At 70.6% G+C, this 14823-nt stretch carries 13 protein-coding genes; 7 read left to right on the top strand and 6 right to left on the bottom strand.

Going from position 1 to position 14823, the window contains the following annotated elements:
* Window positions 1–37 precede the first annotated feature (37 nt).
* The 3 genes from M2157_RS00265 to M2157_RS00255 all read right to left on the bottom strand — a co-directional run bounded on the left by M2157_RS00265 (window position 38) and on the right by M2157_RS00255 (window position 2345).
* The gene (locus tag M2157_RS00265) at window positions 38–823 is read right to left on the bottom strand and encodes an SDR family oxidoreductase (protein WP_280863963.1); all 786 of its coding nucleotides are present in this window, start codon (window positions 821–823) and stop codon (window positions 38–40) included.
* Window positions 820–1617, bottom strand: a complete 798-nt coding sequence (locus tag M2157_RS00260) for an SDR family oxidoreductase (protein WP_280863962.1) — start codon at window positions 1615–1617, stop codon at window positions 820–822. The genes M2157_RS00265 and M2157_RS00260 overlap by 4 nt, the downstream gene beginning before the upstream one ends.
* Window positions 1618–1679: 62 nt before the next feature.
* Window positions 1680–2345, bottom strand: a complete 666-nt coding sequence (locus M2157_RS00255; RefSeq protein WP_280859717.1) for a TetR/AcrR family transcriptional regulator — start codon at window positions 2343–2345, stop codon at window positions 1680–1682.
* 207 nt (window positions 2346–2552) lie between these two features.
* On the opposite strand from M2157_RS00255, the gene M2157_RS00250 reads away from it, so the two are divergent.
* The gene (locus tag M2157_RS00250; RefSeq protein ID WP_280863961.1) at window positions 2553–6263 is read left to right on the top strand and encodes a family 78 glycoside hydrolase catalytic domain; all 3711 of its coding nucleotides are present in this window, start codon (window positions 2553–2555) and stop codon (window positions 6261–6263) included.
* 105 nt (window positions 6264–6368) lie between these two features.
* Here the strand turns inward: M2157_RS00250 and M2157_RS00245 are convergent, their stop codons facing one another.
* From M2157_RS00245 to M2157_RS00235, 3 genes are read right to left on the bottom strand one after another with little or no spacing between them, the layout of a single operon-like run.
* Complete coding sequence (locus M2157_RS00245) at window positions 6369–7175, bottom strand: acyl-CoA dehydrogenase family protein (protein WP_280863960.1); 807 nt, start codon at window positions 7173–7175, stop codon at window positions 6369–6371.
* Between the two features lie 6 nt (window positions 7176–7181).
* Window positions 7182–8300: an acyl-CoA dehydrogenase family protein gene (locus M2157_RS00240; protein ID WP_280863959.1), complete on the bottom strand. Its 1119-nt coding sequence runs from the start codon at window positions 8298–8300 to the stop codon at window positions 7182–7184.
* On the bottom strand, window positions 8297–8722 hold the full coding sequence (locus M2157_RS00235; RefSeq protein WP_280859713.1) for a nuclear transport factor 2 family protein: 426 nt from the start codon (window positions 8720–8722) through the stop codon (window positions 8297–8299). Before M2157_RS00235 ends, M2157_RS00240 begins: the two co-directional genes overlap by 4 nt.
* Before the next feature lie 233 nt (window positions 8723–8955).
* On the opposite strand from M2157_RS00235, the gene M2157_RS00230 reads away from it, so the two are divergent.
* The 6 genes from M2157_RS00230 to M2157_RS00205 all read left to right on the top strand — a co-directional run bounded on the left by M2157_RS00230 (window position 8956) and on the right by M2157_RS00205 (window position 14818).
* A complete protein-coding gene (locus tag M2157_RS00230; protein WP_266447863.1) occupies window positions 8956–9282 on the top strand; it encodes a hypothetical protein in 327 nt (108 codons plus the stop codon).
* A 54-nt stretch (window positions 9283–9336) separates the two neighbouring features.
* Window positions 9337–10635: an amidohydrolase family protein gene (locus M2157_RS00225; protein WP_280859712.1), complete on the top strand. Its 1299-nt coding sequence runs from the start codon at window positions 9337–9339 to the stop codon at window positions 10633–10635.
* A gap of 104 nt (window positions 10636–10739) precedes the next feature.
* Window positions 10740–11507 (top strand): SDR family NAD(P)-dependent oxidoreductase, encoded by a 768-nt coding sequence (locus tag M2157_RS00220; RefSeq protein ID WP_280859711.1) that lies wholly within the window; start codon window positions 10740–10742, stop codon window positions 11505–11507.
* A 44-nt stretch (window positions 11508–11551) separates the two neighbouring features.
* The gene (locus M2157_RS00215; RefSeq protein ID WP_280863958.1) at window positions 11552–12817 is read left to right on the top strand and encodes a CaiB/BaiF CoA-transferase family protein; all 1266 of its coding nucleotides are present in this window, start codon (window positions 11552–11554) and stop codon (window positions 12815–12817) included.
* Window positions 12814–13677 (top strand): enoyl-CoA hydratase-related protein, encoded by an 864-nt coding sequence (locus M2157_RS00210; protein ID WP_280863957.1) that lies wholly within the window; start codon window positions 12814–12816, stop codon window positions 13675–13677. The genes M2157_RS00215 and M2157_RS00210 overlap by 4 nt, the downstream gene beginning before the upstream one ends.
* Window positions 13670–14818, top strand: coding sequence for an acetyl-CoA C-acyltransferase (locus M2157_RS00205; protein WP_280863956.1), 1149 nt, complete (start codon window positions 13670–13672; stop codon window positions 14816–14818). Before M2157_RS00210 ends, M2157_RS00205 begins: the two co-directional genes overlap by 8 nt.
* Window positions 14819–14823: the final 5 nt, after the last annotated feature.

Below are 14823 nucleotides of genomic sequence, written 5' to 3'. Positions count from 1 at the left end.
CCTGCGGAACCGTCTACGGAACCGTCGTGACCCCGGCTCACAGCCGGGTGACCCAGCCGCCGTCGACGCTGATGGTCTGCCCGTTGATCCACACGCCGGCGTCCGAGGCGAGCAGCAGGAGTGTGCCGAGCAGGTCATCGGCCGGGGCGGACTTCTTGCCCGGGATGGCCGAGGCGAGCGCGGCGCGCGCCGGGTGGTCGGCCGGCAGGCTCTTGAAACCGGGCTCGTTCTCCACGAGCCCCGGTGCGATGGCGTTGACGTTGATCCCGTGCGGACCGAGCGAACGGGCAAGCCCGACCGTGACGTTGACCAGCGCGAGCTTGCTCACTCCGTAGATCCCGCCGCCCATGAACGCACCGGCCGACACCTGGTTGATGATCCGCCCGCCGCCGCGCTCGACCATCGAGGCCTTGACCGCCTTCGCGCACACGATGGCGCCGAACACGTTGACCCGCATGACGCGCTCGAACCACTCGCCGGGCAGGTCGAGGAGGTCGACCTGGGGGATGTCGGCCATCAGCGCGGCGTTGTTGACGAGGATGTCGATCCCGCCGAAGGCGTCGACGGCCTGCCGTGCCATCTCGGCCGCGGAGTCCCGGTCGGTGATGTCCACCCGTACGCCGAGCGCGTGCAGCCCGTCGGCGGACAGTGACTTGGCGGCCCGTTCGGCGCCGTCGGCGTCGAGGTCCGCGAGGACGACCCGCGCCCCGGCCTCGGCAAGTGCGCGGGCATAGACCTGGCCGATGGCACCGGCGCCGCCGGTGATCACGGCGACCTTGCCGCCCAGGCTCATCCGGTCGAGGGTGCTGCTCGGTGCGTTCATGAGGAGTCCTTGATCAGTCGGGACAGGTAAAGGTCGACGTCAGCTCCGAGTTCGCGCAGTTCGTCCGCGGCTTCGGGAGCGGTGAGAATGAGGAACCGACCCTCGCCGACACCGTCAGCGACGAGCTCGCCGACCGACTCGGCGTCCAGGACAGGGAATTGGGGCCCCTTGGGCGGTGCCGGCTCCCCGTAGAAGGTGATCTGCTCGACGATGTTGGTGGCCACTCCGGCCGGGCACAGGCAGGAGACACCGATGCCGCGCGGCCGCAGGGAGAGCGCGAGGGCCTGGGAGAGTCCGACGACGGCGTGCTTCGTCGCCGTGTACGGAAGACGGTCGTGTCCGTAGGGCAACAGGCCTGCTGTGGAGGCGGTGTTGACCACGTGTCCGGACCCCTGCTCCAGGAGCAGCGGCAGGAACACGAGGTTGCTGCGTACGACGCTCAGCAGGTTCACGTCGATGACGCGCTGCCACGCTTCGAGCGGGATGTCCTCGACGGGGCCGACGGCCAGGATGCCGACGTTGTTCATCACCAGGTCGACCTGCCCGAACCGCTCCAGTGCGAGTTCCCGTACGGCACGCAGGTCGTCGAGGCTGGTGACATCGCACGCGGCGGCGACAGCACGTGCACCGTCCGGCCCCAGCTCGGCGAGCTCGGCGGCGACCGTCTTTGCCCGTTCGGCGTCCAGGTCGGTGACCACCACCCGCGCGCCCCGGCGGGCGAAGGCATGCGCGGCGGCTCGCCCGATCCCGCTGCCGGCACCGGTCACGACCGTCACGGCGTCCCGTAGATCCATCGTCATCGAACTCCCTCTGATGTACGGGCGGTTGGTGAAACTGGTCGAAGTGGTGCGAGGGCCTAGGGGTGGACGGGGAGCGCGATCTCACGCGCCCCCGCTCCCGCCAGGGCCGACGCGGTGACCGACGACACCGGCGCCCGCAGGAAACCGACCAGGCCGTCTAGGAGATCCCCGACGTGGACGGCGTACGGCAGTACCTCCTCGTCACGGGCCCGGCTCTGCTCGCGCTCGGCCCCGGCGTGCACGCTGAACGCCATCGCGTGGGCGATGCGATGGCCGCGCAGTGGCTCCGGCAGGTGCGGCAGCAGCGCCCCGGCCCGCTCGCGGAAGACGTGCGTCGGTGCGAGCAGCTCGGGTGCGAGCCGGTCGAGGACGTCCCGCCGGCCGTGCTGCTGGAGTTTCGCCACGAAGCTGAGGTAGTGGCTGCCCTCCCGTTCGCCCTGTTCGAGCACCGGGACGATGTGGCACTCCACCCAGGTGCGCAGATCCTGCGGACGCCGGCCGGCGATCAGGGCGGCGCGGCGTTCGTTGAGATCCCGTAGGCGGTATTCGAAGATCGCCTGGATCAGGCGCTCCTTCGAGCCGAAGTGGTACTGCACCGCCGTGTTGTTGCCGTTGTGGGCGGCCGCGCTGATCTGTCGCAGGGAGGCCCCGTCGAGGCCGCGCTCGGCGAAAAGACGCTCCGCGGCCAGCAGGATCCGCTCCTTCACGGAAAGTTGCACCACGACACCACCCGTACGAGAGGGTTGTTGCGTGCTGTGAGAATGGCGTTTCCGTACGACGGGAATCGAAGCATGGTGGGTGGTGGAAGTCAACCGCCTTAAAGTGCGCGGAAATGTGGTCGTCGTGAGCGTTGTGCTGCACTCGGGGTGTTCGTAAACTTACCGCCTGGCAGGGATTGAATCGATTCAAGAGAACGAAGGGCCGCCGCCGTGTCCGAGGACCACAGAAGTACCTTCAGCCGCCGTCATCTGCTCGGCATCATCACGGCCGCGGCCGCCGGCACCGCAACCCCGCTGACGACCGCCTCCGGGGCCGCGGCGGCGGCCGGCGCCCTCAGCCACTCCGGCCGGGGAGCGGGTTCCGCGCCCGTGGCCCTGCAGGTCGGATCCCGGGTGGCCCCACTGGGGACGCAGACCGCGCCGGCCTTCAGCTGGATCCCCCCGGTGGAACGGCAGAGCGCCTACGAGATCGAGGTCGGCACCGCGCCGGGCCGCTCCGACGTGTGGCGCAGCGGCAAGATACGCGGCTCGGCGAGCACAGAGGTGGTCTACGGGGGCAAGGAGCCGCTCCGGTCGGAGCAGGCGTACCACTGGCGTGTGCGCACCTGGGACGACAGGGGCGTGCCCGGTGGATGGAGCGAACCCGCGCGCTGGGAGACCGGTCTGCTGAAGGGGGAGAGGGACTGGGACAAGGCGCGCTGGATCGGGGGCCGGGCCGATCAGGCCCACGACTGGCAGGACCTGGCGTACACGGTGGTCTTCCGCGGCGGGGCGGATGCCGCGACCGGACTGACGCTGCTGCTGCGGGCCGAGCCCATCGGCAAGACCTGGGGCGAGGCGCTCAGCTGGACCCTGCGCAAGGCCCCGGATGCCGACACCTTCCACCTGGTCATGAAGACCAGCCACTACGCGGGCAACACCTGGGTCGACGACGGCGCCTCGCAACCGGACTGGGGCGTCGACCACTACGACCCGCAGAGCGAGACCAACCCCACCGCCTCGGGCACGCGCACCGTCGCGATCGCGACGGTCGCCGTACCGGCCTCGACCGGGCTCACGCCCGAGACCTGGACGGCCCGCGATCACACGGTGGTGGTGCGGGCGGAAGGCCTCACCGTCACCACGACCGTCAACGGCGAGGAGATCGACCGCCGTACGCTCACCGGTGACCAGATCCGCCGGCACGGTTCGGTGGGCTTCGGCGGCGCGAGTTCCGCGACGGTCCGCAGCGTGGACGTCACCGGCACCGGTGCGGCCGACTTCTCCGCCGACCTGTCCACGGGCGCCAACCCGTTCGAGAGCGGACTTGGCACGCTGGACGGCCTGACCTTCCCGCCGAGAAACTCGTACATCCCCGCCAGGAACGTGATGCTGCCCATGGCCAACCCGGCCCCGCTCCTGCGGCGCACCCTGACGCTGCCGCGAGGGCGACGGATCGAGAGGGCCCGCCTGCACCTGAGCGCGGCCGGCAACGTGTCGTTCACTGTCAACGGCGATCCGCTCACCACCGACGGCAAACGGGCGGCCGCGGACGGCGCCAACGTCCCCCGGCTGCTCACCGACCAGAGCGCCTACGACCGCACCGTCCTCTACAACACCTTCGACGTCACGGGGCTGCTGCGGCCCGGCACCGAGAACGTGCTCGCCGCCGAGCTCGGCCGGGGCTGGTACGGCGTGACCACACCCAACGAGTGGTACTGGCAGCTCGCCCCTTACGCAGGTCAGCCCCGGATGCGGGCCAAGCTGGAGGTGACGTACACCGACGGCTCCGCCACGACCCTTGTCACCGACGACGACTGGCTGACCACGGACGGGCCCACCACCTTCGACTCGGTCTACTCCGGCGAGAAGTACGACGCACGCCGCGCCCACCTCCTCGGCGCGTGGCGCTCGCCGGACTACCGGCCCGATCGCAAGTGGCGCCCGGCCACGGTCCTGATCCCGCCGGGCAGTTGCTCGGGCCCGGCCCCGAAGCACCACGGTCCGCTGCCCGCCACGAAGCTCCCCGAAGGCTTCACCCCGGCCGTCCTGCGCGCGCACGAGTCCGAGCCGGTCCTCGTCAACCAGGTGCTCAAGGCCGTCTCCTTCAAGGAGACCGCGCCCGGCTCAGGCGTGTGGGTCGTGGACTTCGGGCAGATCGTGACCGGCTTCGTACGCCTGGAACTCGCGGGCATCAGCCCCCAGAAGGCCGGTCTCACCCTGCGCATCCGCGGCAGCAACCGCATCACCGGCGGTGCGGGGACGTCCGCGTCGCCGCTGGACGTCGAGGAGGAAAACTTCCAGCACGACGCCAATCTCCAGACGCACTACTACACCCTCAGCGGCAGGCCGCGGCAGTCGTGGGAGCAGCAGTTCAGCCACTTCGGCATGCGCTGCCTGGAGATACACAACCTGGAGGCCGTCCTCGGCCGCAAACCGTCGCTCGACCGGGACGCCGAGCTGTTCACGGTCGCCGTCGCGCGCACCGGCTTCGCCCGCACCGGCACGTTCACCACGGACAACGCGCTGCTCAACCGGATCCAGCGGAACCTGGAATGGGCCGAGCAGAACAACCTCGTCCAAAAGCCCACCGACACGCCCTCGCGCGAGAAGAACGGCTGGACCGGCGACGCCATGGCCAGCTCCGAGTCGCAGTCCCTCACCTGGGACGTCAACGGCGTCTTCACCACCTTCCTGCGCCACTTCCCCGACACACAGATCTCCACCGGCCAGCTGCCGATGATCGTCCCCGTCGCGAAGGGCGCCTACGGGTACGACCGCACGCCCGGCTGGGACAAGGCATGGAAGGCCGTGCCTGCCTGGGACTCGGCATACTTCGTCATTCCGCAGGAGCTGTACGCGTATTACGGCAACAGCAGCCTGTTCGCCGAGCTGTACGAGCACCAGGACCGGCTGCTCAAGACGTACGAGCTCCTGTTCACGGCGGAGAACGGCTACCGGTTCGAGGCCGCGCTCGGCGCGTACTCCGGAGCGGAGCCCAAGGGCAGCAACGCCGTGATCAGCCTCGCCTACTACATCCATTTCTGCGACTACATGGCGGAGGTGGGCAAGATGATCGGACGCACCGAACGAGGCGCCCACTACGGCAAGCTGGCCAAGACCCTGCGCAAGGCGTTCATCGCCAACTACTGGGACGAGAAGCTCGGTCACTTCACCCAGGGCAGCATCTCCAGCGAGAACGCCATGGCCCTCGCCTTCGACCTGGTTCCCGGCTCCGACCTGAGCAGCGCCGACCCCCGCTACCTGCCCGGCACGAAGAAGCTCGCCGAGAACGAGAAGGCCCTGGCCAAGCTGCTCGCCGACCGCATCGTGGCCGCCGACCACCATCTGCAGAACGACATGTACGGCTCGCGCTACGAGTTCAACATCCTCAGCGAGTACGGCTACACCGACATCGCCCTCAAGGCCGTCACCCAGACCGGCGAGCCCGGCTACGTCCACCAGATCGCCCGGGGCGCCACCTCGCTGTGGGAGGAGTGGCAGGAGCGGTTGTCCGTGAACCACCACTACCGCTCCAACGTGGCCACGTGGTTCTACCAGAGCCTGGCCGGCATCAAGCCGACCTCGACCGCGTACGAGACCCTGCGCATCCGCCCGTACATCCCTGCCGTGGCCGTCAACAGCCGTGTCCCGGTGGACACGTCGGATCTCGACCTTTCGCCCGCACCCCTGGACCGGGTGAGTGCCTCGATCAAAACGGTGCGCGGTGAGGTGTCCTCGCAGTGGCACCGGCGTGCGGACGGCCGGATCGAACTGGCGGTGACCGTGCCGTACAACGCCGACGCCGAGATCTGGGTGCCGACGCAGGGCAAGCCGGTGAGCGCCCCGGACGGCGTGCGGTATGTACGGGACGACACCTCGGGCGGTGCGGCGTACAAGGTGTACCGGGCGAAGGCGGGGTCCTATCGCTTCAACGCCTGAGCGGGGCGGGCTGCGCGGGTCGTCCTTGCAAACGGGCGGTCCGCGCGGCTCCCTGCAATGGGGCGGTCCGCGCGGCTCCCAGCAATGGGGCGGTCCGCGAGATTCTCACAGCTGCGCGATCCGCGTGGCCCTGCCTTCGCTTCGGAGCCGGGCGCCCGCCTCGCGGGTCAGCTCCCGTGCGCTGCCGAGCAGTCCGTCCAGTGCGTACGCCCGCCGTACGTGCCGGTGCAGGGCGTGCTCGGCGGTGAAGCCGATGCCGCCGAGGACCTGCTGGCAGTGGCGGGCGGCGGTCAGGGCCGCGCGGCCCGCGGCGGCCTTGGCGAGCAGGGAGCTCAGGTCGCCGCGGTCGTCGTCCGCCACGGTCAGAGCCGCTTCGGCGCCCTCGATCGCGATCAGGGTTTCCGCCAGGCGGTGGCGTACGGCCTGGAAGGAGGCGATCGGGCGACCGAACTGCGTTCGGTCCACGGCGTGTTGACGGGCCAGGGCGAGCATGGCGCGGGCCGTCCCGGTCAGCCACCAGGCCAGGGCTCGGCGGCCCGCGGCGAGAGGCGGCGCGTCGGTCCCGGTGGGGGTGAGACGCCAGGGCAGTTCCTGGTCCAGTGCATCGGCGGGCGTGAGATCGGTGCCGCGCTCCCAGACGACCTGGGAACCGCCGACGTAGGGAAGGGGCACGCTGCCGCCCTGCGGGCGGCCCGCCTCGTGGAGCACCACGTCGTTGAGCACGGAGGCGTGCGCGCCCGTCTCGCCGAGCAGACGGAAGACCAGCGGGACCGTCTCATACGGCAGTTCGGTGAGCATGTCCCGCCAGCCCATGCCGTCGAGTGCGGCATCCAGGGCCGCGCCCGTGTGGTCGGTCATCGTTTTGCGCAGGGCCTCGGCGAGCAGGTCCAATTCGGTTGTGTCAGCGCTCATCCGGGTTCACTCCTTGCCGAGGCCGAGCAGCCGCCGGGCGACGATGTTGCGCTGTACCTCGGCGGTGCCGCCGTAGATGGTCGCCGCGCGCGAGTACAGGAACTCGGTGCGCCAGGTGTCGTCCGCGTCCGTGAGTTCGACCGCACCCGGGAGCAAGTCCCGTGCGGTGTCGAACAGTTGCTGCTCGGCGGTGGCAAGAAGGACCTTGTCGACCGAGGTCTCCGGGCCGAGCGCCGCACCGTCCGCGAGCCGCCGTTGCGTCGCGTAGGAGCGGGAGCGCGCGGTGTGCAGGGCCAGATAGGCCTCGCCGACGGCCGCGTCGTCCGGGGCGCGGCACTCCTCGATGAGACGGTCAAGGCGCGTGTACAGGTGGGCGATGCGGTGCCAGAAGCAGGTGGAACGCTCGTGCGGCAGCAGGTCCATCGCCAGGCGCCAGCCGTCGCCCGGCCGGCCGAGCATCCGTGCGCCGGGCACCACCACGTCGTCGAAGAAGACCTCGGCGAACTCGTCGACGCCGTGCATCGTGCGCAGGGGACGGACTGTGATGCCCGGGGAGTCCATGTCGACGAAGAAGGCGGTGATGCCGCCGTGCCCGGGCTCTCCCGTCCGCGTGAGCAGCACGCAGCGGGCGGCGTACTGGGCGAGGCTGGTCCAGACCTTCTGGCCGGAGACCACCCAGTCGTCGCCGCGCGGCCGGGCGCGGGTGGCGAGCGAGGCGAGATCGCTGCCGGAGCCCGGTTCGGAGAAGCCCTGGCACCACTGCTCACGGCCGCCGAGCAGCAACGGGACCATTTCGGCGGCCAGTTGCGGCGAGGCGTACGAGATCATCGTCGGCGCGAGCACTTCGACCATGGAGTAGATGCCGGGCTCCGCGAGGCCGCGGGTGGCCACCTCCTCGCCGAGCACGGCCCGCAGGACGGCGGGTCCGCCGAGCCCGCCGACGGACGCGGGCCAGCCGTGGCGCATCCAGTCGGCCTCGTACAGCGCCCTTCGCACCCGCGCCAGTTGAGCCACTTGGGCGTCCAGGGAGCGATCGGTGGGATCCGGTGTGAGGTCGTGCGCGTCGAGCCAGGCGGTCAGGTCCGCGCGGAACTGCGCGATCTTACAGCTCTCCTGGGCGTTCACGCGCCCGCCGGGTCGAAGGCGTGCGGACGACCGGAGTCGTGGGCGCCGCTGCGGCGGATGAAGGTCATCGCGCGGGTGTGCAGCCGCCAGCCGCGTTCCGTGCGCCGGTAGGTGTCGTTGTAGTAGCCGATGCGCAACTCGTGGGTGGCGTGATCGACGAAGCAGAGCGGCTGGGTGCCCGTGGCGCTGTCCCCGGCCGGCTCCACCAGCGCGGTGCCGGTGAGGAACAGCCCCTTGGGCGCGGCGGCGACCAGCGCGGGGAAGTCGGAGAGCGGGTAGGTTTCGCCGAAGGCGCTGTACGTCCCGTCCTCGGTGAACACCTCGAGCAGGCCGTCGATATCACCCTGGGTGATCGTCACCGCGTAGCGGGCCAGGAGCTGGTGGATCTCCATGAGGTCGTCGGTCGGGCGGGGTGAGGTCACCTGTTCACTCCGTTCTCGAACGTGAGAATGCTGTTCTCGGCGGTTCTCTTCAGGGTTCCACGGGGGTGGTGTGGCGTCAACGTGCAAACCGGGGGCGGGAGTCGGGTCTGCTCGGCGGAAATGCCCCGCGTATCGCGCAATGTTGCGTACGAATGGTTGATTCGCGGATGAGGAGAAGATAGTTTCCGTTTACTGAGAGGGGAATCCTGTCCGTCAGGGGAAGGGAAGTCGGCATGACGTCACCGGCCCTGGGGCTGCGCCCCGGAGCGCAACTGGCCAGCACCGTCTGCGGTACCCGTGTGGTCGTGGTGAAGGCGCAGGCCGACGCCCGTCCGCGGCTCACCTGCGGAGGTGAGCCGATGGTGCCGGCGGCCGAAGCGGCGCCCGCGGCCACAGCCGCGCCCGCAACCCAGAACGCCGGCACTCTCATCGGCAAGCGCTATGTCGACGCCTCCGGCTCCCTGGAGCTGCTGTGCACCGCCGCGGGCAGGGGGCCGCTCGCCTGCGACGGCACGGTGATGGAGATCAAGGCGGCCAAGCCGCTGCCCGCGTCCGACTGAGCCCGCCCCGCACACCTTCGTACTCATGCGTATGTACGCGCTTGGAGGCCCGTCATGCACCGGGACGACATGATCCTGATCAGCGTCGACGACCACATCATCGAGCCGCCCGACATGTTCGTGAACCACCTGCCGAAGAAGTACCGCGACGACGCCCCGCGCCTGGTGCACCGGGACGACGGCACCGACGTGTGGACCTTCCGCGACACGGTCATCCCGAACGCCGCGCTCAACGCGGTGGCCGGGCGGCCGAAGGAGGAGTACGGCATGGAGCCGCAGGGTCTCGACGAGATCCGGCCCGGCTGTTACGACGTGCACGAACGCATCAAGGACATGAACGCGGGCGGCATGCTCGCCTCGATGAACTTCCCCTCGTTCCCCGGCTTCGCAGCCCGCCTGTTCGCCACCGAGGACCCCGATTTCTCACTCGCCCTGGTGCGCGCGTACAACGACTGGCACATCGACGAGTGGTGCGGCGCCTACCCTGGCCGCTTCATCCCGATGGCGCTGCCGGCGATATGGGACGCGGAGCTGTGCGCGGCCGAGGTGCGGCGGGTCGCCGCCAAGGGCTGCCACTCGCTCACCTTCACCGAGAACCCGGCCGCCCTCGGCTGTCCCAGTTTCCACGACCCGTACTGGAACCCGTTGTGGAAGGCCCTAGTCGACACCGACACCGTGATGTCCGTGCACATCGGCTCCTCGGGCCGGCTCACCATCCCGGCCGCCGACTCCCCGCCGGACGTGATGATCACGCTGCAGCCGATGAACATCGTCACCGCCGCGGCCGACCTGCTCTGGTCCAAGCCCGTCAAGGACTACCCGGACCTGAAGATCGCGCTGTCCGAGGGCGGCACAGGATGGATCCCGTACTTCCTCGAGCGTGTCGACCGGACCTTCGAGATGCACTCCACCTGGACGTTGCAGGACTTCGGCGGAAAGCTGCCGAGCGAGGTCTTCCGCGAGCACTTCCTGACCTGCTTCATCAGCGACCCGCTGGGCGTGCGGCTGCGGCACGACATCGGCATCGACAACATCTGCTGGGAGGCCGACTACCCGCACAGCGACTCCATGTGGCCCGGCGCGCCCGAGGAGCTGGGCGGGGTCATGGACGCCTGCCAGGTGCCGGACGACGAGATCAACAAGATGACGTACGCGAACGCCATGCGCTGGTTCTCCTTCGACCCCTTCTCGCATGTGCCGCGCGAGCAGGCGACGGTGGGTGCGCTGCGGGCGGCGGCGGTCGGGCACGACGTGAGCGTCCAGTCGCGCAGCCACCGGCTCGTCGCGCCCGCCGAGAAGCTCGCCGGGTACCGGGAGCGGGCGCAGCGGGCGGTCGCAGCCGCGTCGAAGTAGCCCGATCGGCTCACGCGCCGTCGACCGGCCCGATCGGCCCGGTCCCCGGGCCGTCGATGCAGCCCGTCGTAGCCCTTTCATCGCCGGACCCAGGAGGTCGCACCGTGGCGGACGCCGCCAACCCCTTTGCGCTCACCGGCCGTTCGGCCCTCGTCACCGGCGCCGCGGCGGGCATCGGTGCCGCCGTGGCGCAGGCACTCGCCCGGGCCGGCGCCACCGTGCTGGTCACGGACCTCGACGACGTGGCGGCCGAGGCGAGCGCCGCGAGGATCCGCGCCGGAGGCGGCAAGGCGGAGAGCGCGGTTCTCGACGTACGGGACCGGGCCGCCGCCGACGCCGCCTGCGCGCGGGCCGCTCAACTCGCCGACGGCCGCCTCCACATCCTCGTGAACAACGCCGGTGTCACCGCGCCGGCCATGTTCGCGGACCTCACCGAGGAGAGCGTCACGCGGCTCGTCGACATCCATGTGATGGGCGCGTTCCGGTGCGCGCAGGCCGCGCTGCCGTTCTTGCCCGTGGGCGGTACCGGACGCGTCATCAACGTGACCTCGTCCGCCGGGCTCACCGGCACGCTCGGCCAGGTCAACTATTCCGCCGCGAAGGCCGGGATCATCGGGATGACCAAGTCGCTCGCCCGCGAGCTGGCGCGGAAGCAGATCACGGTCAACGCCGTGGCACCGCTGGCCGCCACGCCGATGACGGAAACCATCCGTACGCACGAGAAGTTCGCCGGGCCCATGCTCGCCCGTATCCCCATGGGCCGGTGGGCCGAGCCTGAGGAAGTCGCCCCGGCCTTCGTCTTCCTCGCCTCCGACGCCGCGTCGTTCGTCACCGGGCAGGTCCTGCCTGTCGACGGCGGCCTGGTGATCTGATGCCCGGAACCGGGGGGCGGGGACAAGGAGGGCGGGGACGTCGAGTGCGGGGACCGCTTGCCGGCGTCGCCGTCGTCGCTCTGGAACAGGCGGTCTCCGCCCCCATGTGCACCCGCACGCTCGCCGACCTCGGGGCCCGCGTCATCAAGGTCGAGAACCCGCGCGGCGGTGACTTCGCCCGTCACTACGACGACGTGGTGGGCGGACTCGGCGCGCATTTCGTGTGGGCCAACCGCGGCAAGGAGTCGGTCACCCTCGACCTGAAGACCGAGCCGGGCCTGGACCTGTTGCACCGGCTGCTCGACCGGGCCGACGTCCTGGTCTCCAACCTCACGCCGGGCACCACGGCCCGTCTCGGTGTGGCGCCCGGCGACCTCGCCGCCCGCCATCCCGGCGTCATCGGTGTGGAGATCGACGGCTACGGCCCCGGCGGCCCGCTCTCCCACAAACGCGCGTACGACCTGCTCGTCCAGGCCGAGTCCGGCGCCTGCTCGATCACCGGGCATCCCGGCGCCCCCGCGAAACCGGGACCGCCGGTCGCCGACACCACGACCGGCCTGTACGCGGCGCTGAGCATCGTGGCGCTGCTGTACGAGAGGCGCGGATCCGTGCTCGACGGGGAACGGCGGCCAGGGCTCGACGGGGCACGCGGATCCGGCTGTGACCCCGCGCCTTCGGTGGCCGTCAGCCTCTTCGACACGATGACCGAGCTCATGGGCTACGCGCTCACGTACACCCGACATTCGGGCCTGGAACCCGACCCGCTCGGCATGAGCTCCCCGGCCGTCGCGCCGTACGGGGCGTACCGCACCGCCGACGGCCAGACCGTCGTCCTCGGCACGACCAACGACCGCGAATGGCAGCGTCTGGCCACGGAGTTGATCCAGCGGCCCGACCTCGCCGACGACGACCGCTTCCGCACCAACACCGGCCGGTGCGCCCACCGTGAACTCCTCGACAAGGAGATCACCGCCTGGTGCGCCCGCCACGACCTGAGCACGGTCCAGGACCGTGCCGACCGGGCCGGCATAGGCAACTCCCGTTACAACACCCCGAGTTACGTCAACGCCCACCCGCAGCTCACCGCCCGCGACCGCTGGCGTGGCGTGGCCACACCGGCGGGCGAGATCCCGGCGTTGCTGCCGCCACCGGTCATCTCCGGTTACGAGGCGCGGATGGGCGCGGTACCGGGGCTCGGCGAGCACACGGAGACGGTGCTCGGCGAACTCGGCCTGAGTGCGGGGGAGATGGCCGCGCTGCGGGAGGCCGGGGTGATCGGGGAAGCTCCCGAGGTCAGGGGACCGTCGTGACGGCGTACGAGGCCCGGAACGGAACCACCCCCGTTCTGCTGACCCACGACACCCCCGAGGGCATCCGCACCCTCACCCTCAACCGCCCGCACCGCAAGAACGCCCTGGACACCGCCCTCTGGTCCGCGCTGCACGACGCGCTCGTGGCGGTCGGCGAGGACCGGTCCGTACGGGCCCTGGTGCTCACGGGTGCCGGGGGAGCGTTCTGTTCGGGCGCCGATCTCAGCAGCCCCCGTCCCGACACCCACCCCCTGCACCGGATGCGGACCCTGACCGACGTGGCGCTGCTGCTGCACGAGTTGCCCGTGCCCACCATCGCCAAGGTCACCGGGGTCGCCGTCGGAGCGGGCTGGAACCTCGCTCTCGGCTGCGACCTCGTCGCGGCCTCTCCAGGCTCCCGGTTCTCGCAGATCTTCGCGCGCCGCGGCCTCTCCCTCGACCTCGGCGGTTCCTGGCTGCTGCCCCGGCACGTCGGATTGCAGCAGGCCAAGCGGCTCGCGCTGCTCGCGGAGACGATCGACGCGGAAGAGGCCCACGCCCTGGGGCTCGTGACATGGGTCGTGCCCGAGGAGGAGATCGACGGCTACGTCGAGGAGCTCGCCGTCCGCCTCGCACAAGGACCCGCGATCGCACTCGCCCAGAGCAAGGCCTTGCTCAACGAGGGCATGGGCCACACCTTGCGCGAAGCCCTCTCTGCGGAGGCACGCGCGCAGGTGGTCAACTTCGCGACGGCGGACGCCCCCGAGGCCTACGCGGCCTTCGCCGAGAAACGCGCACCTGTCTTCACGGGGACCTGGGCCGTACCCGCGTCCGCCGTCGCGCCCGTCACCATGTCAACGGAGGAACCCCGCGATGCCTGAAGCAGTGATCGTCGAGGCGGTCCGCACCCCCGCGGGCAAACGGGGCGGAGGCCTGTCCGCCGTCCACGCCGCCGACCTCTCCGCCGTGGTCCTGGGCGCACTCGTCGACCGCACCGGTATCGATCCGGCCGTGGTGGACGACGTGGTGTGGGGCTGCGTGGGACAGATCGGCGACCAGTCCGCCAACATCGCCCGCTATGCGGTCCTCGCGGCGGGTTGGCCCGAGTCCGTGCCCGGCACCACGGTCAACCGCGCGTGCGGCTCCAGTCAGCAGGCTCTGGACTTCGCCGTGCAGGCCGTCCTGTCCGGGCAGATGGACGTGGTCGTCGCCGGCGGCGTGGAGGTCATGAGCCGGGTGCCGCTGGGCGCCGCGAGGGCGGGTGGGCAGCCGTACGGCCCTCAAGTCCTGGCCCGCTACGACGGATTCGACTTCAACCAAGGCCTATCCGCGGAGAAGATCGCGCAGAAGTGGGGCATCACGCGTGCCCAGGCCGATGAGTTCGCCGCCCTGTCACATGCGCGTGCCGCGGCCGCGCAGGACGCCGGCGCGTTCGACCGCCAGATCGTCCCGGTGATGGCGCAGGGGGCGACGGTGAGCGCAGACGAAGGCGTACGCCGCACCACCAGCGTCGAAATGCTCGCCTCTCTCAGGCCGTCCTTCAGCGAGGACGGCCTGATCCACGCGGGCAACGCCTCCCAGATCTCGGACGGCGCGGCCGCACTCCTGGTGACGACACCGGACAAGGCCCGTGAGCTGGGCCTGACCCCGTTGGTCCGGTACCGGGCGGGTGCGGTCGTCGGCGCCGACCCCGTACTGATGCTCACCGGTCCGATCCCCGCCACGGTGAAGGTGCTCCGCAAGGCGGGCCTCGCCCTCGCCGACATCGGGGTGTACGAGGTGAACGAGGCCTTCGCGCCCGTACCTCTCGCCTGGCTCGCCGAGACCGGCGCCGACCCCCGCCTGCTCAACCCGCTCGGCGGCGCCATCGCCCTGGGCCATCCGCTCGGCGCATCCGGCGCCGTGTTGATGACCCGGATGATCCACCACATGCGCGAGAACGGCATCCGCTACGGCCTGCAGACCATGTGCGAAGGCGGCGGCACCGCCAACGCCACCGTCGTCGAACTCGCCGCCCGCTGAAGGGG

The organism is Streptomyces sp. SAI-127 (assembly GCF_029894425.1).
Lineage (GTDB): Bacteria > Actinomycetota > Actinomycetes > Streptomycetales > Streptomycetaceae > Streptomyces.
This window is presented reverse-complemented; position numbering and strand designations above follow the sequence as displayed.